The following is a 20,340-nucleotide window of genomic DNA, read 5'->3' as shown; positions in this document are numbered from 1 at the left end:
GGGCGGCAATCACAAGGCGCACACCGAAGGCCGCACACGGCAGTCAGCAGGGCAGCGGGGGGCGGTGGTGTCCGGGGCGCCGCGGGCCGCCGCGGGCCGCCGGGCGGCGGCAGCAGACGGTGAGCCGCAGATCGTAGATCCCCGCCGCGGGCGGCGGCAGCCGAAGGGCGCCCGGAGCTGTACGGCGTGGCGGAGGTGGAGGGCGGGTTGGCCAATTGTCGGGGGGGTCTGGTTCGCTTGAGGCATGGCGATTCTCTGGGTCCTGATGGCGCTGCTCTTGCTGAGCTTCGTGGTGCTCCCGCTCCTGCGGCGCAGGCGTGGGGTGATCGAGCGCGTCTCACCGGACCACCCGGACGCGGCGGACCCGGCGAACTACGGCTTCGTGCGCGAGGAGGACCTGGACATCCGGATGCCCGGCCCCGACCAGGATCTCCTGGACGTCCTCGACCTGGTGCAGCGCACCCAGGACTACCGGGCGGCCTCCCAGCTGCTGGCCGGCACCGAGGCGGCGGGCGAGCTGCGCTGGCAGCGCGTGCAGGCCTTCGCGGGCGCGGCGGCGCTGGAGTTGCAGCGGCGGCCCGGCGGGGTCAGCGAGACGCCGGGCGGCCAGTGGCTGCGGGTGTGGCGGGCCGAGCAGCCCAAGGACGCGGGCGGCGCCGCGGTGCACGCGGAGTTCCTGGTGCAGCAGGCGTGGCGTACGTCCACTCGGGGCACGGACGACTTCCGGATCATCATGGAGGAGGCCAGGGACGCCTGCGGGCAGGCGGCCCTGCTGGCGCCCGGCGACCCGATCCCGTACATCATCGAGCTGTCGGTGGCCCGCGGACTGGCGTATCCGCGGGAGGAGTTCGAGCAGCTGTGGCTGAAGATCCTGGACCGCGCCCCGACCCACATGGGCGCCCATCTCGCGGCCCTGCACTACTGGTGCGAGAAGTGGCACGGCTCGCGTGAGCTGGCGTACTCCTTCGCCGAGGCCGCCGCGGCCCGTGCCCCGCAGGGCTCGCTGCTGGCCGCCATGCCCCTGTTCGCGGTCTTCGAGCATCTTCCCGAGGTGAACCTGGTCAGCGGCTTCTATCAGAGCGAGGTCGTCACGAAGGCGATGCACGGCGCGCTGTACGCGGTGCACGCGGCCCGCCCCGACGACCCGATGCTGGCCCACGTGCGCCACCTGCTGGTCTTCTTCCTGGTCCGCGCCGAGCGCTGGGCGGAGGCCATGAACGAGCTGGTGCATGTGGACGGGCATGTCGGCGCGCTGCCGTGGACGCTGTCCGCCGATCCGGCCGCGGAGTTCGCCGTCTACCGGGCGCTTGCGGTGGCGGGGTTCGAGGCGAACGGCGGCAGCCCGGCGTCGTTGCCGAACTGACCGCCCGCGGCCCGGAATTGCCGTCGTGTCCTGCGGTGGGGCGCAATCGTCTCTGCGCTGCCGGCGAACGGCCACGGTGAACGCGGCGACCGCGACCACGATCTGACGACGCACATCGGCGCGGCCCGGATCCCACGAGGTGGTGCACGCCGACCACCGGGCGCGGCCCGCACCAGGGCGCGGGGCGCCGCGTCGTCGCCCTTGGGGCCACCCGCCAGGTGCAGCGCCGTCCGAGCCCTGCCACCGCCGCCTCGACTCCCTCGTCGGCCGGCAGATCCGCGGACGGCTCAGGCCTGCGGGTGAGGATCCGCACCTCGTGGCCGGCCGCCCGCAGCGGCGGTACGACGTGGCCGCCCAGGGTGTCCTCCTGCGGGCCCCTCCTGCCGCTGTGAACCGCCCCGGCGGGGGATTGCCACAGCGCCGTCCCGTTTTCTTCGGGTTACCTCTTCGCGGTTTTCTCCTTCGCGGCGCAGCCTCCGCTGACGTACGGCTTCCCGGTTCAGCCTCCGCTGCCGTACGGCCGCGTGAGAATCTCCAGGTTGTGGCCGCTGGGGTCCTCGAAGTACGTCCCGCGACCGCCGTCGTTGGTGTTGATCTGCCCGGGGCGGCGGTGCGCCGGGTCGGCCCAGAAGGTGAGCCCGGCGTCCTCGATGCGGGCGAAGATCGCGTCGAAGTCCTCCTCGGAGACGAGGAAGGCGTAGTGCTGCCGGGTGATGGTGTCGTCGGTCGTCTCCATGAAGTCGAGCGTCACGCCGTTGGGTATCTCGACGGGCGTGAACGGACCGAAGTCCGGGCTGACTCGGAGCCCCAGGATGTCGGCGAGGAACTGGGCCGAGGCCTGCTTGTCCCGGGCGGCGACGATGGTGTGGTTCAAGTTCACGGTCATCGTAGGGACCTCCTCACCACCAACATACCCCGGCACCAACCAAGGCAAGGCTTGCTTTAGTTAGCGCCGGGGGCTGCCTCCCGTACCCGGACCGGGCCGGTCAGATGGTGGTGGTGTCGATCACGAACCGGTAGCGGACATCGCTGGCCAGGACGCGCGCGTACGCCTCGTTGATCTCGTCGGCGCGGATCAGTTCGATCTCGGCGCCCAGGCCGTGCTCGGCGCAGAAGTCGAGCATCTCCTGGGTCTCCGGGATGCCGCCGATGTTGGAACTGGTCACCGAGCGGCGGTTGCCGAACAGCGAGGACAGCGTGATCTCGACGGGCTCCTCGGGCAGGCCGACGTTCACCATCGCGCCGCCGGTGCGCAGCAGGGCCAGGAACGGGGCGAAGTCGAACGGCGCGGAGACGGTGTTCAGGATGACGTCGAAGGTGCCCTTCAGCTTCTCGAAGGTCTCCGGGTCGCTGGTGGCGTGGTACTGGTCGGCGCCGAGCCGGCGGCCGTCGTCCTGCTTGCGCAGGGACTGGGAGAGGACGGTGACCTCCGCGCCCAGCGCGTGCGCGATCTTGACGCCCATGTGGCCGAGACCGCCGAAGCCGACGACGGCGACCTTCTTGCCGGGGCCGACGTTCCAGTACTTGAGCGGGGAGTAGGTGGTGATGCCCGCGCACAGCAGGGGCGCGGCCACGTCCAGGGCGAGGCCGTCGGGGATGCGGACGACGTAGCCCTCGTCGACCACGATCTTCTCCGAGTAGCCGCCGTAGGTGGGCTCGCCGTCCTTGCCGATGCCGTTGTACGTCCAGGTCGGGCCCTTGACGCAGTACTGCTGCAGGCCGGCCTTGCAGTTGTCGCATTCGCGACACGAGTCGACCATGCAGCCGACGCCCACGCGGTCGCCGACGGCGTACTTGGTGACGCCGGGGCCGACCTCGGAGACGACACCGGCGATCTCGTGGCCGGGCACCATCGGGAAGATCGCGGTGCCCCAGCCCTCGGTGGCCTGGTGGATGTCGGAGTGGCAGATACCGGCGAACTTGACGTCGATCAGGACGTCGAACTCACCGACCGCGCGCCGTTCGATCGTGGTCCGCTCCAGGGGGGCCTTGGCGGCGGGCGCGGCGTACGCAGCAACAGTGGTCATGCCGTTGTTTCTCCTAGCAGGGGGTGGTGCCCGGCTGCCTTCCGACCGGGCACGACGTCCAGCGTGCCGCACCGGCGGACGTCCGCCCAGGTCACGCTTCTGCGTACGACCGGCGTGCCTACCACTGGCGGGGACAGGAACGGGTGCGTACGACCATGGAAGAGCGCCGATACTGGGGCCATGGACGAACAGCCCGAATCCGCAGGCCGTCCGCTGGACCGGCGCGCCGAGCTGAGCGAGTTCCTGCGCACCAGGCGGGCCCGGCTGAAGCCGCAGGACGTGGGGCTGCCGGACTTCGGCCGGCACCGCCGGGTGCCCGGACTGCGCCGCGAGGAACTGGCGCAGCTGGCCGGGGTGTCGGTGGCGTACTACACGCGGCTGGAGCAGGGCAACGGACGGAACGTCTCGGCCGAGGTGCTGGACGCGATCGCCCGGGCGCTGCGGCTGGACGACGCCGAGCAGGCGCATCTGACGCATCTCGCCAAGGGGAAGCAGCACAAGAAGAAGGCGCTGGGGCGGGCCCAGCAGGTGCGGCCCGCGCTGACGCAGCTGCTGGACATGATGGACGGCGTACCGGCGTATGTGGTGGGGCGGCGCTCGGAGATCCTGGCGTGGAACCGGATGGCGGCGGCGGTCTTCGGCGACTGGGCGGAGCTGCCGGCGGGCGAGCGCAACTGGGCCCGGCTGGTGTTCCTGCGGCCCGAGTACCGGGATCTGTTCGTCGACTGGGAGCAGAAGGCGATCGACATCGTGTGCACCCTGCGCATGGACGCGGGCTGCTATCCCGACGATCCGCGGCTGTCCGCACTGGTCGGCGAGCTGTCCGTGAAGAGCGCGGAGTTCCGGGGGCTGTGGGCGAGGCACGACGTCCAGGAGAAGACCCATGGCGTCAAGCGGCTGCACCATCCGCTGGTCGGGGAGCTGTCGCTGAATTTCGAGACGTTCAAGGTGCCCGGCGACGGCGACCAGTCGGTGGTCGCCTACCACGCGGAGCCGGGTTCCGCCTCGGCGGACGGGCTGCGCCTGCTGGCCAGCTGGGGCCGGGACGCCGCCCGCGTGCCGTCGTCGCCGTGACACCACGCAGGGGCATGACGGACCGGGTCCGTCATGCCCCTGGTGGGTGCGGTTACTCGGCGGCTACTTGGCGTAGTACGCGTTGTAGATGGAGATCGTCGACTTGTTGCCCTTCTTGTCGGCGATCTTGGCGTGGAAGGAGATGGCCTTCCCCTTGGCCGGGTTCTTCACGGTGATCTTGCCGTGCTTGACGTCGGCCTTCTTCCAGGTCTGGCCGTAGTCGTACGACACGTACACCGTGAGGGACTTCAGGTTGCGGCCTGCGGCGGCGCCCTCGACGGTGACCGGGAAGGTGGCCTTCTGGCCGGCCGTGACCCGGCTGTCGAGGCCGGTCTTGGCGTTGAAGCGGACGGTGGATGCCGGGAGCTTGGCGACCGTGCCGCCGGTCGGCTTCTTCGAGCGGAAGGTCCAGCTCGCGTCGATCCGCGTGGAGGCGGCGGCGACCTTGACGCTCCGCTTCACCGAGGTGGTCAGCTTGTACTGGGCGTCACCGGAGGGCACCTTGAAGACCTTCTCGCCGAAGAGCGGGTCGTCGTTGGAGCCCACCTTGGTGCTGCCCCGGTACAGGCTCGTGGTCACCGAGGTGAAGTTCGAGGAGCCGGCGTTCTTGGCGCCGTCCGTGAACAGCGGCAGCGAGCCGTAGATCTGGTTGCCTTCGCGGAACAGGCCGAACTCGGTGTTGAGGTGCGGCCCGAACACCGCCTTGTTGACGGTCTTCGAGTAGCTCTGGCCGGCCTTGAAGGTCTGCGGCGCGCCCAGTGTGTAGAACGCCTCGGAGACCGGGAAGCCCTCCTCGTCGAGGCCGCTCTGCTGCTCGAAGTCCAGCTGCCACTGCACGCCGCCCTGCGCGGACAGGTGCAGGGTGCGGGTGCCGGGGGCGGACTGCGGGAGGCCGATGGAGGAGGCGCCGGAACCGCCCGGCAGCCAGCCGACCGCGCCGATCACGCCCTTCTTGCCGCTCGCCGCCGCGCCCATGGCGACCTTCACCGTGGCCAGTTCGGACGCCTTGTAGTGCTTGGTGTAGCCGGTGGCGAGCTGCTTGACGGAGGCGCCGCGGGTGATGTCGTACTGCTCCTTGGCGCCCTTGCTCCAGTGCCCGTCCCACTGCTGGTACAGCGAGCCGTCGGTGAGCTGCGGGCCGAGACCGGCGGCGTGGAAGTTCTGGTACGTGTCCAGGAACCATGCGTAGCCGTAGAGGTTGCCGCCCACCTCGACGTCGAACCCGGGCATGGCGAACTGGGACTTGGCGGCGGCGTCGGGCACGGTGATGTCCACCGGCTTGGCCTTGCGCGCGTCCACCGTGACCGTCTGGTTCTTGGTGACGTTCAGCTTCGGCTGTGCGATCCAGTCGAGGCCCTTGGCGGCGTCCTCCGGGTCGGCGTAGATCCCGGAGTTGAAGATGTACGTGCCCTTGGGCGCGTGCACCTTCACCGTGCCGGAGGCGTCGTACGGGGTGAGCCACTTGTCCTGGGCGAGGCCGGAGACACCGGTCAGGTCGGCGCTGTAGTACGGGGCCGGCTTGCCGTCGCGCCCGATGAACTTCAGCGTGACGTCGTACGACTCGACCTCGCGCTGCACCGCGGCGGCCGTGCGCACGCTCTGACCGCCGCCGGTCGCCGTCACATATGCCGAGTAGGCGCCGTCGAGGGTGCCGCCCAGCCTGGTGTCGGCGGTGAGGCCGACGGAGGCCGTGCCGCCCGCGGGGACGGTGACCTTGGTCGCGCCGAGCGTGAAGAAGCCCGCCGGGGCCGCCTGGCCCTTGGGGTTGGTGGCGGTGGCGGCCAGGTCGAGCGTGACGTCCTTGTCGCCGAGGTTGCGGTACGTCAGCTGCTTGGTGACCGGCTGGTCGTCGGTGTGCGGCCACTGCTGGGTGCCGAAGCTCACCGACACCGGTTCGGCGATCACGGACTGCTTGATGGCCTTGTCGACCTGGATCCGGCCGGAACCCTGCTGGAACGGCGTGTACTTGCCGCCCTTGGTCGAGCCGGTCAGGGCGCCCTTCAGTTCGGCGTAGCCCCAGTCGGGGTGCTGCTGCTTGAGGAGCGCGGCGGCGCCCGCGACGTGCGGGGTGGCCATCGACGTACCCGAGATGGTCAGGTAGCCGGGCGGCTTCTCGCCGACCTCCTCGTCGATGACGCTGCCCGGGGCCGCGGCGGCGGTGATGTCGACGCCGGGCGCGGTGACGTCGGGCTTGATGGCGCCGTCGCCGTTGCGCGGCCCGGTGGAGGAGAAGTCGGCCAGGGCGTCCTTGTCGTCGACGGCGCCGACGGTGAGCGCGGCGTCCGCGCTGCCCGGCGAACCGACCGACTCGGGGCCCTCGTTGCCCGCGGCGATCGCGAACAGGATGCCCTTGTCCGCGGAGAGCTTGTTGACCTCGGCCTCAAGCGGGTCGATCTCGGGGGTGTCGTAGCCGCCGAGGCTCAGGTTGATGACGTCGGCGCCCTGCTGGGCCGCCCACTCCATGCCGGCGAGGATGCCGGAGTCGTCACCGGAGCCGGTGTCGTCCAGCACCTTGCCGTTGAGGATCTTCGCGTCGGGGGCGACGCCCTTGTAGGTGCCGCCCGCCTTGGCGCCGGTGCCGGCCGCGATGGAGGCGACGTGCGTGCCGTGGCCGAAGTGGTCGGTGGCGTCGGCGGCCGGGGTGAAGTTCTTGGACTCGACGACCTGGTTCTTCAGGTCCGGGTGGGTCGCGTCGACGCCGGTGTCCAGGACGGCGATCTTGACGCCCTTGCCGGTGTAGCCGGCCGCCCACGCGGTGGGGGCGCCGATCTGCGGCACGGACTTGTCGAGGCTGGCCTTGCGGACGCCGTCCAGCCAGACGTGTGCGATGCCGGAGGCGGACCGGTCGCCGTTGGTGACGGCGTCCCACAGCGTCGGGGTGTCCTCGACCGGGGTCTGCACCGCGTCCGCGTTGAGGGACTTCAGGCTGTGCCGCAGGGTGCCCGCGTCACGGACGTCCGCCTTGGCCGCGGTGGCCGTGCCGCGGTAGCCGACGATGACCTTCAGGCCGTTGCGCTGCGCCTTGCGGGTGGCGGCCTTGTTGAGTTCGGTGACGTCGAACAGCCGCTGGTCCAGCGTGCCGGAGGCGACCAGGCGGGCCGCGTCGGCGGGTATGACCAGGGTGTGCCCCGCGGCCTTGCGGATCTCGACGGGTATGTGTTCGCGTCCCTTGGCACGGTCCAGGCCGACGATGCGGCCCTTGGCGTCCACGGCGACCCGGTCGCCGGTGATCAGGGTGAGGCGGTGCTTGGCCGTGAGCGAGGAGGCGGCGCCGGCCGCGCGCTGCTGCTCGGGCTTCGCCGATGCCGGGGTGGTCATTCCCGCGGCGAGGGCAACGGCAGCGGCGGTGGCCACGGTGGCCGCCGCCGCTTTTTTCACTTGTCTGCGCAAGACTCCCCCTGGGAGATGGAGTGCCGGGCGAATTCCCCGTTCACCCGGCCGGGGGATATCCCGTACGCATGCGCGTCAACCCCCCGGAACACGCAGTATGCCGGGGGGTGTTCAGCGGACTCAAGCGATGAGAGAAGGGTGAGAAGAGCGGCCGGAAAGTGTTACGGCGCGGACGGAACACCGTTACGAAACCGCGCGGTTGAACACCTGGGCCCGGTGCTATACGGCCTCCGCCCGATCATGCGCCGGTTTTCTCCGTCACGGTGATCTTTCCCTTGCGAAGGGTCGCGAGACGCGGGGCCTTGCGTGCGATCGAGGAATCGTGGGTGACCATGATGAACGTCAACCCGTGCTCTTTCCACATGCGTTCGAGCACATCCATGATCTCGTCGCGCATCCCCTCGTCGAGGTTGCCGGTGGGCTCGTCGGCGAGCAGCACCTTCGGCTGCTTGACGAGCGCGCGGGCGATGGCGACGCGCTGCTGCTGGCCGCCGGACATCTCGGACGGCAGATGTGCGAGCCGTTCGCCGAGCCCGACCGACTTCAGGGCCTGCGCGGCCCGTTCGCGCCGGTCCGCCGTCTTCGCACCGAGCGGGACGAGCGCGGTCTCGACGTTCTCCTGCGCGGTGAGCGTCGGGATCAGGTTGAAGGACTGGAAGACGAAGCCGATGTTCTCGCTGCGCACCCGGGTCAGCCGCGCCTCGGGCAGCTTGGCCAGGTCGACGCCGTCGAGGACCACCTCTCCGGAACTGGGCCGGTCCAGGCCGCCCAGCATCTGGAGCAGCGTCGACTTGCCGCCGCCGGTGGGGCCCTGGATGACGAGCCGGTCGCCGTCCCCGATGGTCAGGTCGACGCCGTCGAGGGCGTGGACGGTGTCCTTGCCGCGCGTGTAGCGCTTGGTGACGCCTCTGAGTTCGTACATGGGTGGAACAACTCCTGGAATACGTGTGAGGGTTGGGTCGGTGGGCCGGGCCGCCGGCCGGCGATACGCCTACTCGACCCGCCGCAACGCGTCCGCGGGACGCAGCCGCGACGCCCGCCATCCGCCGAACGCGCCCGCGATCAGTCCGCCGGCGACGGCCAGGGCGACCGCCACGGCGATCGTGGTGACGCCGACCGGCGCGGTGAGGGCGACCTCCAGGGACTTCGCGGTCTGCCGGCCGGGACCGCCCATGAAGGCGGCGCCGCCCCCGCCGCCGCCCGGGCCGGCCGCCTGGCGGGCGGTGCTGCCGAGTTGCGCCTCAAGGGTCGGGCTGATCGCGGTGACGACGTAGGCACCCACGAGGCCGACCGCGATGCCGAGGGCCCCGCCGACCAGTCCGTTGACGACGGCCTCGCCGACCACCTGCCGGGTCACCCGGCCCGACGTCCAGCCCAGCGCCTTGAGCGTGCCGAACTCGCGCACACGCCGCGACACGGCGGAGGAGGTGAGCAGACCGGCCACCAGGAACGCGGCCACGAGCACCGCGATCGACAGCCACTTGCCGACACTGGTGGCGAGGCTGGAGGCGGTGGACAGCGAACCGGAGACGGTCTTGGCGAGGTCGGCGGAGGTGGTGACGGTGGTGCCCGAGACGTTCTTCCGGATGGCGCTCTTGACGGCGTCGATCTGCTGCGAGTCGGTCGCCTTGACGTAGATGGTGGTGACCTTGTCCTTCTGGTCCGCCAGCGTCTGCGCCTGCTTGAGCGGGATGTACAGGTTGGCCGCCGAGTCACCGCTGTCGGCGGTGGCGATGCCGATCACCTCGTACTTGACGTCCTTGACGGTGACGGTGCTGCCGACCTTGTACTTCTTCTCCTTGGCGTACGCGGAGTCCGCGACCGCCACCTTGGCGTCGGTCTCCGTGGTCTTGAAGGTGCGGCCGCTGGTGATCTTCGAGGAGGTCAGCGGGCCGAGCCCGGTCCGGGTGACGTCGGTGCCGTAGACCGTGTACTGGTTGATGTCGAAGTCGGCGCCGCCGCCGCGGACCTCGCCCTGCGGCTGGCCGCTGCCGCCGCCCGGCATGCCGCCGCCCTGCTGGTCCTGCTGGAACTGGCCGCGGGTGAACTGGCCGCTGACCTTGAACACGTTGAGGCTGAGCCCGCCGACGGCGCTCGACACGCCCTGCTGGTCGGCGACCTCGGAGACGGTCGAGGAGGCCAGCGTGGTGAAGCCCTGCACCATGACCCGGTCGCTGCTCTGCGTCGAGTCGTCGTCACCGCCGCGCGCGTCGAACTGGAAGCGCGGGCGCTGTGAGCTGCTGGTGCTCGGTTCCGACGCCTTGGTGACGGTCATGTCCGTGCCGAGGCCGTAGAGCGACTGGAGGACCTTGTCCTGTGCCTTGCCCATGCCGTTGGACACGGAGGTGACGACGATGACGAGCGCGATACCCAGCGCGAGCCCGGAGGCGACGACCAGGGCCGCCTTTCTGCGGCGGCGCAGTTCGCGCCTCAGGTAGGTGAAGAACATGGCCCGCAAGCTAGGGACCGACCCTGATGACTGCATAAGGCCGGGATAAGAGACGCATGAGAAGGCTGTGCCGGTCCTTGCGGCGCCGGTGACCGGGGCCGGAGACGAGCGATGCCGCCCCCGGGGGCCGGGGGCGGCATCGGTCGAGCGGTGGGGCGGCGCGCTGCGGCTCAGGCGGCCGAACCCGCCTTCCACTGGGCCCAGTCCATGTTCCAGCCGTTGAGGCCGTTGTCCGGGGCGACGGTCTTGTCACCGGTGTTCTGGACGACCACGACGTCACCGATGATCGAGTTGCTGTAGAACCACGAGCCCGCCGTGTTCGGGTCGTTGGCTCCCTTGGTGTCGGACAGACCGACGCAGCCGTGGCTGGTGTTGACCGCGCCGAAGATGGACTTCGCGCCCCAGTAGTTGCCGTGCACGAAGGTGCCGGAATTGGTGAGGCGGATGGCGTGCGGCACGTCCTTGATGTCGTACTCGCCCTTGCCGTCGTCGTCGGTGAAGCCCACGGTCGCGCCGTTCATGCGCGTCTCCTTGAACTTCTCGGACATCACCATGATGCCTTCGTAGGTCTTGTTGTCGGGCGAACCGGCGGAGATCGGGATGGTCTTGACGGTCTTGCCGTCCTGCGTGACCTTCATCTGCTTGGTCTGCGCGTCGACGTACGAGATCTGGTTGCGGCCGATGTGGAAGGAAACCGTCTTCTGCTGCACGCCGTAGACGCCGCTCGCGCCCTCGACGCCGTCGAGGGCGAGCTTCAGGGTGACGGTGGAGTTCTCGTTCCAGTAGTCCTGCGGGCGGCAGTCCATGCGGTTGGCGTTGAACCAGTGGCAGGCGACCTCCTGGCCGCTGCTGGAGGTGACGGTGATGCCCTTCTGGACGGCGGCCTTGTTGGTGATCGCCTTGTCGAAGTTGATCGACACGGGCATGCCGACGCCGACGGTGGAGCCGTCCTCCGGAGTGAAGCTGCCTATGAAGCTGTTGTCCGGGGAGACCGTGGTGAAGGACGCGTTCTCGTGGGCGACGCGGCCCTCGGAGTCCTTGGCCTCGGCGGCGACCTTGTAGGTGGTGGAGCGTTCCAGCTGGGCGCTGGGCTTCCAGCTCGTCCGGTCGGCGGACAGCTCGCCCTGGACATCCGTGCCGTCGGCCGTGGTCATCGACACATTCGTCAGGGTGCCCTTGGCGACCGTGACGGCGGCAGAGTTGTTGATGGAGGCGTTGTTCGAGCCGTCCTTGGGTGTGATCGCGATCTGGGCCACGGACGTCTTCTTGGCCGCCGCCTCGTCGACCTTCGCCTGCGAGGTGTCCTTGCCGCCCTCGGCCTTGGCATCGCCGCCGGAGCACCCCGTGAGCACCAGCACACCACCGAGCAGAGCGGACGCGGTCAGCAGACCCTTGCGCCGCTTACTGTCCGTAATCACACGTTTCTCCATCGTTGCCGATCCGCGAATACCCCGAGAACCCCGTTAAGAGCCTTCAACGCTACGACCGTTTCGTCCCGTTCCACACCCTTCGGATGTGTGGGGCGCACCACGTTCGCCGGAGCGGGGTGGTGCGAGCATCGGTCCGTGCGCCCTGTGAGACGACGAAACCCCGGACGGCGGTTGCCGTCCGGGGTCATGAATTCCCCCGGAACGCTCAGCCGATGCCGTCCTCTTCGTCGTCGCCCCCGCCATCATCCTCGTCGAGGTCCCAGTCCGGCGAATCCGGGTCGTACTCGGTCCGCTCGCTCGACCAGGACGCCTGCTGGAGTTCAACCCCCGGCACCTTGCTGACCAGGTCGAAGGGATCGACGAGATAGGCAAGGGCCTCGGCGGTGTCTTCCGTCACAGCGTCCTCGGCGTGCGCGCGTTCCGCATCCGGCATCTCCGGATCGTCGGCGACCCGGCGCACGGCGGCCTTGGTCACGGCGTCCGCGTCCTCCACTTCGAGGACCAGCTCCACGCGAAGGCGCACAAAACGTGATGTCTCTGGAGTGCTCATGGCGGGAGCGTACGGCCGAAGCCTCTCGTGACTTTCCTGTGACCCGCGACTTTCACTAACATCGCTCCGCACGGCCAATTCGCCAGCGTCACAAGGGGATCGATATTCCGTGTCATCCGCTCGCCGTCCGCTGCTGACCGCCACCGCCGCGGGCACCCTGCTGGGCGCCCTGTGGTTCGTCCCGACCGCGAACGCCACGCCGGACGCCCCGGCGAGAGCGCAGTCCCCGGCGGCGCAGATCACCCAGCAGGCCAGGACTGTTTCCTCGGCGGACGCGGCGGACACGCCGACCGCGGACGGCCCGGCGGACGGCGCTGCGGACGGTGTCGAGTTGGCCGACACCGGCAGCTTCGACACCACGCCGTACGTCGTCGGCGGCACCGTGCTCCTCGCCCTCGGCGCCGGCTTCGTGGGCTACTCGGTACGCCGTGAACGGCTCGGTCTTTAGGCGCGCTTGACGCTTCTTTGACCAGCGCCCGACGCGCCGCGGGGTGCCGCCGGGAGCCCGGACGGTCGCCGGGCCCTCGCCGCGCCGGCTACCGCAGCGGCCCGGTGACCGCCTCCACCGCGGCGACGAGCGCCCCGCCGCGCACCAACGCGTCCGCCGCCGCCAGGTCGGGCGCGAGGAACCGGTCAGGACCGGGACCGCGCACCCCCGCCGCCCGTACCGCCTCGACGGCCGCCTGCGACGCGGGCGCCGGGGCCCTTCCCTCGCGCAGCTCCAGGGCCCGGGTCGCGGCGTACAGTTCGACGGCGATGACCCGGCTCAGGTTGTCGACGGCGGTGCGCAGCTTGCGCGCGGCCGACCAGCCCATGGACACATGGTCCTCCTGCATGGCGGAGGACGGGATGGAGTCCGCCGAGGCGGGCACGGCCAGCCGCTTCAGCTCGCTGACCAGAGCCGCCTGGGTGTACTGGGCGATCATGAGCCCGGAGTCGACGCCGGCGTCGTCCGCGAGGAACGGCGGCAGGCCGTGGCTGCGGTTCTTGTCGAGCAGCCGGTCGGTGCGGCGTTCGGCGATCGAGGCGAGGTCGGCGGCGGCGATGGCGAGGAAGTCGAGGACATAGCCGACCGGGGCGCCGTGGAAGTTGCCGTTGGACTCGACGCGTCCGTCGGGCAGAACCACCGGATTGTCGACGGCCGCGGCGAGTTCCCGCTCGGCGACGAGACGCGCGTGCGCGACGGTGTCACGCCCGGCGCCCGCGACCTGCGGGGCGCAGCGCACGGAGTAGGCGTCCTGGACGCGGGGCTCCTCGTACGGGATGGCCGTCGCCCCGCTGTGGGCGGCGCCGGCCACCCGGGGCAGGCCGGTGAGCTGGGAGCCCTTGAGCACGGCGAGCATGTTGGCGGCGCTCGCCGCCTGGCCAGGGTGCGGCCGGATGGCGTGCAGTTCGGGCGCGAGCACCTTGTCCGTGCCGAGCAGGGCCTCCAGCGACAGGGCCGCGGTGACGTCGGCGGACTTGTAGAGGGTGTCGAGGTCCGCGAGGGCCATGATCAGCATGCCGAGCATGCCGTCGGTGCCGTTGAGGAGGGCGAGCCCCTCCTTCTCGCGCAGTTCGACGGGCCGGATGCCGTGCTCGGCGAGCAGATCGCCCGCGGGCCGTACGGTCCCGTCGGGTCCCTCGGCGTCGCCCTCGCCCATGAGGGTCAGCGCGCAGTGCGACAGCGGGGCCAGGTCACCGGAGCAGCCGAGCGAGCCGTACTCGTGGACGACCGGGGTGATCCGCGCGTTCAGCACGTCGGCCACGGTCTGCGCGACCTCGGGCCGCACGCCCGTGTGCCCCGAGCACAGGGTCCGCAGCCGCAGGAACATCAGGGCCCGTACGACCTCACGCTCCACCCGCGGGCCCATGCCGGCGGCGTGCGAGCGGACGATGTTGCGCTGTAGCCGGGCGCGGAGTTCCGGGCCGATGTGCCGGGTCGCCAGGGCACCGAAGCCGGTGCTGACGCCGTAGACCGGATCCGGCTCGGCCGCCAGCGCGTCCACGATCTCGCGGGCCGCCGCGAGGGCCGCCACCGCCTGGGGCGCAAGCTGGACCCGGGCGTCGCCCCGTGCCACGGCGAGGACGTCGGACGCGGTGACGCCGGACGTCCCCACCACCACAGTATGCATATCCATATTCAGGAGCGTACGCATTGAATGTCACACTGTCACTAGTGGGAACCGGGTTCGCCCCTTACCCATGAGGCCCCGCGAGGGACGCCCCGAAGGAGCCGGCTGCGCCACCCCGCGTCACGGCCGGCGCCCGCGGAAGCGGCGCCGCTCGGCCCGCGCGGGCGACGGCTCGTCGGCGAGCCGCACGACCGGGTCGTCCGGGCCCTCCCGCCCCGCGACGACCGGCCGCTCGGCGCGCTCCGCCTTGGCCCGGTACTGGGCCGCGTCCGCGAGCCGGAACAGCCGGCGCGCGGAACGCACCGGACCGATGGCGTCCGCGGTCGAGGCGACCCCGCACGCCACCCCCTCCCCCAGCTCCAGGTCCGCGGCACGACGGCACAGTTCGTCCGCGGCCTTCACCACGTCGTCGGCGGGCGGCCCGACCGCGAGCAGACAGAACTCGTCGCCGCCCAGCCGGGCCACCAGCGCGCCCGGCACCATCGCCCCGCACAAGGAGAGCACCGAGCCGAAGCGTTCGAGGAGGCGGTCGCCGACGGCGTGCCCACAGGTGTCGTTGACCCGCTTGAGCCCATTGAGATCGCACACCACGAGACTCACCACCACGCCCTCCGCACGGTGCCGCTCGATGGCCTCGTCGAGCCGCATGTCGACGGCCCGGCGGTTGGCGAGCCCGGTGAGCGCGTCGGTGAACGCGAGCCGCCGGGCCTCCTCCAGCCGCTCGGTCTGCGCGATCCCGGCGGCGACGACCGCCGCCAGCACGGTGGCGAAGCCGGCGTCGGCCCGGTCGAAGACCGGCGCCCCCACGGCCCGGGCCACATACAGCTCGCCCCAGGCGCGGCCGTGCAGCACGATCGGTGCGACCACGCAACAGCCGCGCCCGCGGCGGCGCAGCGCGGTGACCCGCCGGTGGAAGTAGCCGGGGCGCCCGGCCGCGGTCCCCTCGGCGGTCTCCACCCAGGCGTGCGGACCGCCGCCGAGCGCCCACCGCTCGTGCAGGAACTCGGTGATCTCCGGGAACTGGTGCACGGGGTAGGTCTCGTTCTCCGGGAACTCCTCCTCGTCCGGGGCCCGCTCCCCCACGTTCACGAGGACCCGCAGCCGGCCCCGGTCGCGCTCCCACACCGACAGCGCGGCGAAGCTCCCGTCCAGTGCCCGGCAGGCACCGCTCGCCGCCGCCTGCCAGGACTCCGCCGGCGCGTGAGCCGCCGCCATCCCCTGGGCCAGCGCCACGACGGCCGCCAGCCGCTTGTCCTCACCCATCACTCCAGGTTAGGGACGTTTGGTATGAACGGGGACATTGTTATGCCGAACAGGTGCCTCGGGAGAACGACGGATGTCCCTAGGAGCGACGAATGTCTCCGGGGAGCGGGGGATGCTTCGACGGGAGCGATGGATATCCCGACGAAGCGGCAGACACCCCGACGAGAGCGACGGACGCCCCGACGAGAGCGGGCGACACCCGACCAGAGCAGCAGACACCCCGACGAGAGCGGGGGACACCCCGACGGGAGCGACGGACGCACCGACGGGAGCGGGCGACACCCGACGAGAGCAGCAGACACCCCAACGGGAGCGGCGAACGCACCGGCGGGAGCGGGCGACACCCGACGGGAGCGGGGGACGCCTCGGGAGGCAGACGTCCCGGGAGCGGCAGATATCCCCGAGCGCGACAGATGGCCCCCCGGGAGCGGCGGATCTGCTCCGTGACCGGCGGATGACCCAGAAGCGACGGATGGCCGGACCTCGCCGAGCCCGCGCCGCCGCGCCCCGGGACCGTTCCGCCGCTTCGCGCTGGGCCCGCAGCGACGCCGCGCCCACTCCGCCCGAGGTCGCGAGCGCAGCCACGACCGTCGGCGACGACACCCTGCTCCCGGGAGCGGCGGATCTGCCCCGTGACCCGCGGATCTCACCCGGGACCGGGAGATGTCTCCCGAGGCCGGCGGATCTCCCCCCGGGAGCGGCAGATGGCACCCGAGGCCGGCGGGGCTTCTTGGGAGTGGTAGGTGCCCACGGGAGCGGCCGTACCCCCGGCGAGGGGTATGCGTTCGGCCGGGATGCTTCGGTCACTGCCCCGGCCACTGCGGTGTCCGCTTCTCGTTGAACGCCGCGACGCCCTCCGCCCGGTCCCCGGAGAACGCCACCGAGCGCCAGGCCGCGTCCTCGACCTCCAGTCCGGTCCGCAGGTCAAGCCCGTACCCGAGCCGCAGCGCCCGCTTGGCCGCGCGCAGGCCGACGGGCGAGTTGCCGGCGATCCGGCCCGCCAGGGCCAGGGCCTCCTCGCGGTCTTGGCCCTCGTCCACCAGCCGGTCCACCAGCCCCAGGTCACGCGCCTCGGCCGCCGCCACCCGCCGCGCCGAGAAGACCAGCTCGGCCGCCCGCGCGGCACCGACCCGGCGGGGCAGCAGCTGGGTGCCGCCCCCGCCCGGGATGACCCCCACGGACACCTCGGGCAGCCCGACCACGGCCGTGCCGTCGGCCACGATCAGATCGCAGGACAGCGCCAGTTCGAAGCCGCCGCCCAGCGCGAAGCCGTGCACGGCGGCGATCGTCGGCATGGGCAGCTCCAGTACGCCGGTGTAGGCGCCCCGCGCGACGGGGCGCTGCCGCACCAGGTCCGCATCGCTGAAGGAGTTCCGCTCCTTGAGGTCGGCCCCGACGCAGAACGCGCGCTCGTGCGACGAGGTCAGCACCACCACCCGCGCGTCCCGGTCGGCGGCCAGCGCGGCACAGGCCGCGGCAATGGAGCGGGCCATCTGAGTCGACACGGCGTTCATGGCCTTGGGCCGGTCCAGCACCAGTTCCGCGACGTGGCCGTGCCGCCGCACCAGTACGAACTCCCCGAACCGCTCCTCGCTCATGACACCCTCCGGTTAACGCGGGTTAACTCACCGACGCCCCGATCATCGCAGCCGGGCCCCGCCGGGGAAAGAGGCGACCCGGAGGCCCACGTTCGAGTGACAATCCTCCGACTCCCCGTCGAGCACCCGAGCGAACGCATAACGTGCGCTGCGTCATGGCGCATCGGGGGGCGCGAGCGGGGAGGAATCGCGATGACGCAGACTCACAAGGGCGCGCACCCGAACACACCGGACGCGCGAGAGGCAACGGAGACCTCAGCCGCATCCGGTTCGGCGGGCTCGTCGGGGCCGGTTGCCCCAGCGGACACATCGGGAACGGCAGATTCGCCGGGCACGGCTGACGCTCCCAGAACGGCAGAGGACTCGACTGAACCAGCACACCCGACAGACGCACTGGGCTCGAACCACTCCAGCGAGCCAAGCAGCCCACCACATGCACCGGGCGCGGCGGACGCACCGGGCTCTACCGACACATCCGCTCCGGCAGGAGCCGCGGACGCACCTGACCCGGTGGAATCGGCGGACGCACCGGGCTCGGCTGACTCGGCGGGGTCGGGGCCGGCCGGCCCGGCGGGCGTACCGGCGTCGGCGGACACCTCTGGGGTGACGGGTGGCGAGGGTGCGGTGGGGGCTCGTGCGCGGCGGGGACGGCATCGTAGGCGTCGGCCGCGCAGGGCGCTGCTGGCCGCCGTCGGCCTCGTGCTGGCCGTCGGCGTGCTGAGCCTCGTCAGGGTCTCCCCCGAGTCACAGGTCGGCGGACCCGGCACCGCCGAGGCGGAACCGAGGCCCGGCCCGGCCGCCACCGCCGACCGGTCGACGCGTACGTCCGCCACGGTCGGCACCACCACCCCGTCCGGCCCGCTCTCGGCGACCCCCGCACCGGGCGGGACAGACGTCCCGGGCACGGACACCTCGAACCCCTCCGCCACACCGGCTCAGGGACGCTCACCCTCCGCCGCCACGCCCCCGCGGGCGGACACACCCGGCGCCACGGCCGTCCCGGCGGCGCCCGGCGCCACCCCGCCGCCGTCGGCCACCGCGAGCGCCGCGCCACCGCCCGCACCCACCCCCGCACCCGGCCGGACCTCCGCCGCACCGGCACCCGCCCCGTCCCCGTCCCCGACGCCGGGCCGACCGGGAGGCGTGTGCGTGCCGATCCTCGGCCTGTGCATCGGCCTGTCGCTGGCCGACGGTTCGTGACCGGCGTTCCCGTCAGGATGCGCCGTCGCGCCGGGTGAGCAGCCAGGGCTCGACCACGCCGAGTCCGCGGACCGGCCGCTGCCACATCGGCTGGAGCGCGAAGCGGTACACCGGCGGCTCCTCGCCCTCCTTCTCGGCGGCCGCCGCGGCCTCGGCCGCCTCCGCCTCGGATGCGGGCGCCTCGCCGGTGCGGATCAGTTCCTCGGCGAACGCGCTGTCCACGAGCACGGCGTCACGCGGCGCTATCGACGTCAGCCGGGAGGCGAGGTTCACGGTCGTACCGAAGACATCGCCCATCCGGGTCGTCACCGTGCCGAACGCCATCCCGACGCGCAGCTCGGGCATCGTCTCGTCGTTCGCCATCGTCTCGATGAGGCGCAGCGCGATCTCGGCGGCGGTGCCCGCGTCGTCGGCGGCGTACAGCACCTCGTCGCCGAGGGTCTTGATGAGCCGGCCGCCGCGGGCGGCGACCAGGTCGGCGGCGGTCGTCTCGAAGGCCTCGACCAGCTCGCCCAGCTCCTCCTCCTCCATCCGACGGGTCAGCCGGGTGAACCCGACGAGGTCGGCGAAGGCGACCGCCAGCCGCCGGTCCACCATCTCCTCGTCGTCACCGGCCTGTACGACCCGGCCGGTGGCCGCGGCCAACTGGCGCCGCCAGACGTAGACCAGGAACTCCTCCAGCTCGGGCAGGAGCAGTTCGATCAGTGGATATGTGACTTCCGTGCGGGTCATGCCCGGCTCGGGCGGCTCGGTCAGCCCCTCCAGGAACGAGTCGATCTGCCACTCGGCCAGCCGGGCGGTGGTCTGTCCGGTGGACCGGGCCACCTGCACGGCCATGGCCTCACTCAGCAGGCCCGCCTCGACGAGGCCGGCGAGACGGCGCAGCGCGAGTACGTCGGCCTCTGTGAGGGCCTTGGCCTGGCCGATGTCGGCGAAGCCCATGGCCCGCCAGAAGCGCGAGGCCAACTCCATGGAGACGCCGGCGCTGCGGGCCGCCTGGAAGGGGGTGTAGCGCCGCTCGGCGCCCAGGATGAGCGTTTCCAGGCGCAGGGTGAGCGGATCCTCGCCAGGGTCGGCGGCTTGGGGGTCCCCCTGGTCGAACGGAGCCGAGGCTGGGGGAAGGTTCACCCGGCCGTCCGCGTCCGCGCCGGAGCCCGTGTCGTCGACGGTCACGCCTGCTGCCCTTCCGATCTGCCGCGGTCACGTATCGACCGGCCTCAACTCTACGGCAGGTGTGCGCCAGCTCACTCCGTTAGGTTCGGCCGAGGGTGTGGGGGGCGGGGTCGGTGCGGTTGCTGCGTGCTGGGGCGGGCGGCGCACCGGGGGCTTGCAGCCCCTCGACCCCCGCAACCAGTCTGGGGCCAGCGGCCGCCGTACGCAGCCGCGGGGGCGTCGTGGCCGGTCGCGCCGTTCCCCGCGGGTACGTCGTGGCCGGTCGCGCAGTTCCCCGCGCCCCTATCGGGGCACGCCCCCGCTGGCGCTCGTGGACGAAGGCGACCCCCGACATCGCACAGGGACACCCACCGCCGTACACACCCGCAGGTACGTCGTGGCCGATCGCGCCGTTCCCCGCGCCCCTATCAGGGCACGCCCCCGCTGGCGCTCGTGGACGAAGGCGACCCCCGACATCGCACAGGGACACCCACCGCCGTACACACCCGCGGGGCCGTCGTGGCCGATCGCGCCGTTCCCCGCGCCCCTATCGGGGCACGCCCCCGCGTGGACAAAGTCAAGCCCCGCCGCCACCTGGCAACACCCACCGCCGTACACACCCGCAGGTACGTCGTGGCCGATCGCGCCGTTCCCCGCGCCCCTATCGGGGCACGCCCCCGCGTGGACAAAGTCAAGCCCCGCCGCCACCTGGCAACACCCACCGCCGTAC

The 20,340-nt window shown here is 71.6% G+C and carries 15 protein-coding genes; 4 read left to right on the top strand and 11 right to left on the bottom strand.

Annotation, left to right across the window (positions count from 1 at the left end; all coding sequences use genetic code 11):
* Positions 1–244 precede the first annotated feature (244 nt).
* Positions 245–1,363 carry a hypothetical protein gene (locus tag ACFYTE_RS01470; protein ID WP_388703298.1) on the top strand — a complete coding sequence of 373 codons (1,119 nt, stop codon included), beginning with the start codon at positions 245–247 and terminating at the stop codon, positions 1,361–1,363.
* A 499-nt stretch (positions 1,364–1,862) separates the two neighbouring features.
* Here the strand turns inward: ACFYTE_RS01470 and ACFYTE_RS01465 are convergent, their stop codons facing one another.
* A complete protein-coding gene (locus ACFYTE_RS01465; protein ID WP_388703295.1) occupies positions 1,863–2,249 on the bottom strand; it encodes a VOC family protein in 387 nt (128 codons plus the stop codon).
* 100 nt (positions 2,250–2,349) lie between these two features.
* Positions 2,350–3,390: an NAD(P)-dependent alcohol dehydrogenase gene (locus ACFYTE_RS01460; protein WP_388703292.1), complete on the bottom strand. Its 1,041-nt coding sequence runs from the start codon at positions 3,388–3,390 to the stop codon at positions 2,350–2,352.
* A 180-nt stretch (positions 3,391–3,570) separates the two neighbouring features.
* On the opposite strand from ACFYTE_RS01460, the gene ACFYTE_RS01455 reads away from it, so the two are divergent.
* Entirely contained in the window at positions 3,571–4,464 is an 894-nt protein-coding gene (locus ACFYTE_RS01455; RefSeq protein WP_388703289.1) for a helix-turn-helix domain-containing protein, read from the top strand.
* A 63-nt stretch (positions 4,465–4,527) separates the two neighbouring features.
* Here the strand turns inward: ACFYTE_RS01455 and ACFYTE_RS01450 are convergent, their stop codons facing one another.
* From ACFYTE_RS01450 to ACFYTE_RS01430, 5 genes are all read right to left on the bottom strand, one after another.
* Positions 4,528–7,842, bottom strand: coding sequence for a S8 family serine peptidase (locus ACFYTE_RS01450; RefSeq protein WP_388703286.1), 3,315 nt, complete (start codon positions 7,840–7,842; stop codon positions 4,528–4,530).
* Between the two features lie 250 nt (positions 7,843–8,092).
* Positions 8,093–8,776 carry an ABC transporter ATP-binding protein gene (locus ACFYTE_RS01445; RefSeq protein ID WP_388703284.1) on the bottom strand — a complete coding sequence of 228 codons (684 nt, stop codon included), beginning with the start codon at positions 8,774–8,776 and terminating at the stop codon, positions 8,093–8,095.
* A 69-nt stretch (positions 8,777–8,845) separates the two neighbouring features.
* Complete coding sequence (locus tag ACFYTE_RS01440) at positions 8,846–10,303, bottom strand: ABC transporter permease (RefSeq protein WP_388703282.1); 1,458 nt, start codon at positions 10,301–10,303, stop codon at positions 8,846–8,848.
* A gap of 170 nt (positions 10,304–10,473) precedes the next feature.
* Complete coding sequence (locus ACFYTE_RS01435) at positions 10,474–11,733, bottom strand: Ig-like domain-containing protein (protein WP_388703279.1); 1,260 nt, start codon at positions 11,731–11,733, stop codon at positions 10,474–10,476.
* A 205-nt stretch (positions 11,734–11,938) separates the two neighbouring features.
* Positions 11,939–12,283 (bottom strand): hypothetical protein, encoded by a 345-nt coding sequence (locus ACFYTE_RS01430; RefSeq protein ID WP_388703277.1) that lies wholly within the window; start codon positions 12,281–12,283, stop codon positions 11,939–11,941.
* Positions 12,284–12,392: 109 nt separating this feature from the next.
* Here ACFYTE_RS01430 and ACFYTE_RS01425 point away from each other — a divergent pair, with 109 nt between their 5' ends.
* Positions 12,393–12,731 (top strand): LPXTG cell wall anchor domain-containing protein, encoded by a 339-nt coding sequence (locus ACFYTE_RS01425; protein ID WP_388703274.1) that lies wholly within the window; start codon positions 12,393–12,395, stop codon positions 12,729–12,731.
* An 88-nt stretch (positions 12,732–12,819) separates the two neighbouring features.
* Here the strand turns inward: ACFYTE_RS01425 and hutH are convergent, their stop codons facing one another.
* The 3 genes from hutH to ACFYTE_RS01410 form a co-directional block, all read right to left on the bottom strand.
* Positions 12,820–14,397, bottom strand: a complete 1,578-nt coding sequence (hutH, locus tag ACFYTE_RS01420; protein ID WP_388704016.1) for a histidine ammonia-lyase — start codon at positions 14,395–14,397, stop codon at positions 12,820–12,822.
* 120 nt (positions 14,398–14,517) lie between these two features.
* On the bottom strand, positions 14,518–15,660 hold the full coding sequence (locus ACFYTE_RS01415; protein ID WP_388703271.1) for a diguanylate cyclase domain-containing protein: 1,143 nt from the start codon (positions 15,658–15,660) through the stop codon (positions 14,518–14,520).
* An 803-nt stretch (positions 15,661–16,463) separates the two neighbouring features.
* The gene (locus ACFYTE_RS01410; protein WP_388703268.1) at positions 16,464–17,258 is read right to left on the bottom strand and encodes an enoyl-CoA hydratase/isomerase family protein; all 795 of its coding nucleotides are present in this window, start codon (positions 17,256–17,258) and stop codon (positions 16,464–16,466) included.
* Positions 17,259–17,957: 699 nt separating this feature from the next.
* Here ACFYTE_RS01410 and ACFYTE_RS01405 point away from each other — a divergent pair.
* Positions 17,958–18,458: a hypothetical protein gene (locus ACFYTE_RS01405; RefSeq protein WP_388703266.1), complete on the top strand. Its 501-nt coding sequence runs from the start codon at positions 17,958–17,960 to the stop codon at positions 18,456–18,458.
* A gap of 12 nt (positions 18,459–18,470) precedes the next feature.
* Here the strand turns inward: ACFYTE_RS01405 and ACFYTE_RS01400 are convergent, their stop codons facing one another.
* A complete protein-coding gene (locus ACFYTE_RS01400) occupies positions 18,471–19,631 on the bottom strand; it encodes an adenylate/guanylate cyclase domain-containing protein (protein ID WP_388703263.1) in 1,161 nt (386 codons plus the stop codon).
* Positions 19,632–20,340: the final 709 nt, after the last annotated feature.

The sequence above is a fragment of the Streptomyces sp. NPDC004629 genome, assembly GCF_042873595.1.
Classification (GTDB): Bacteria; Actinomycetota; Actinomycetes; order Streptomycetales; family Streptomycetaceae; genus Streptomyces.
The sequence above is the reverse complement of the archived record's forward strand: the minus strand, read 5'-3'. Positions and strand labels throughout refer to the sequence as shown.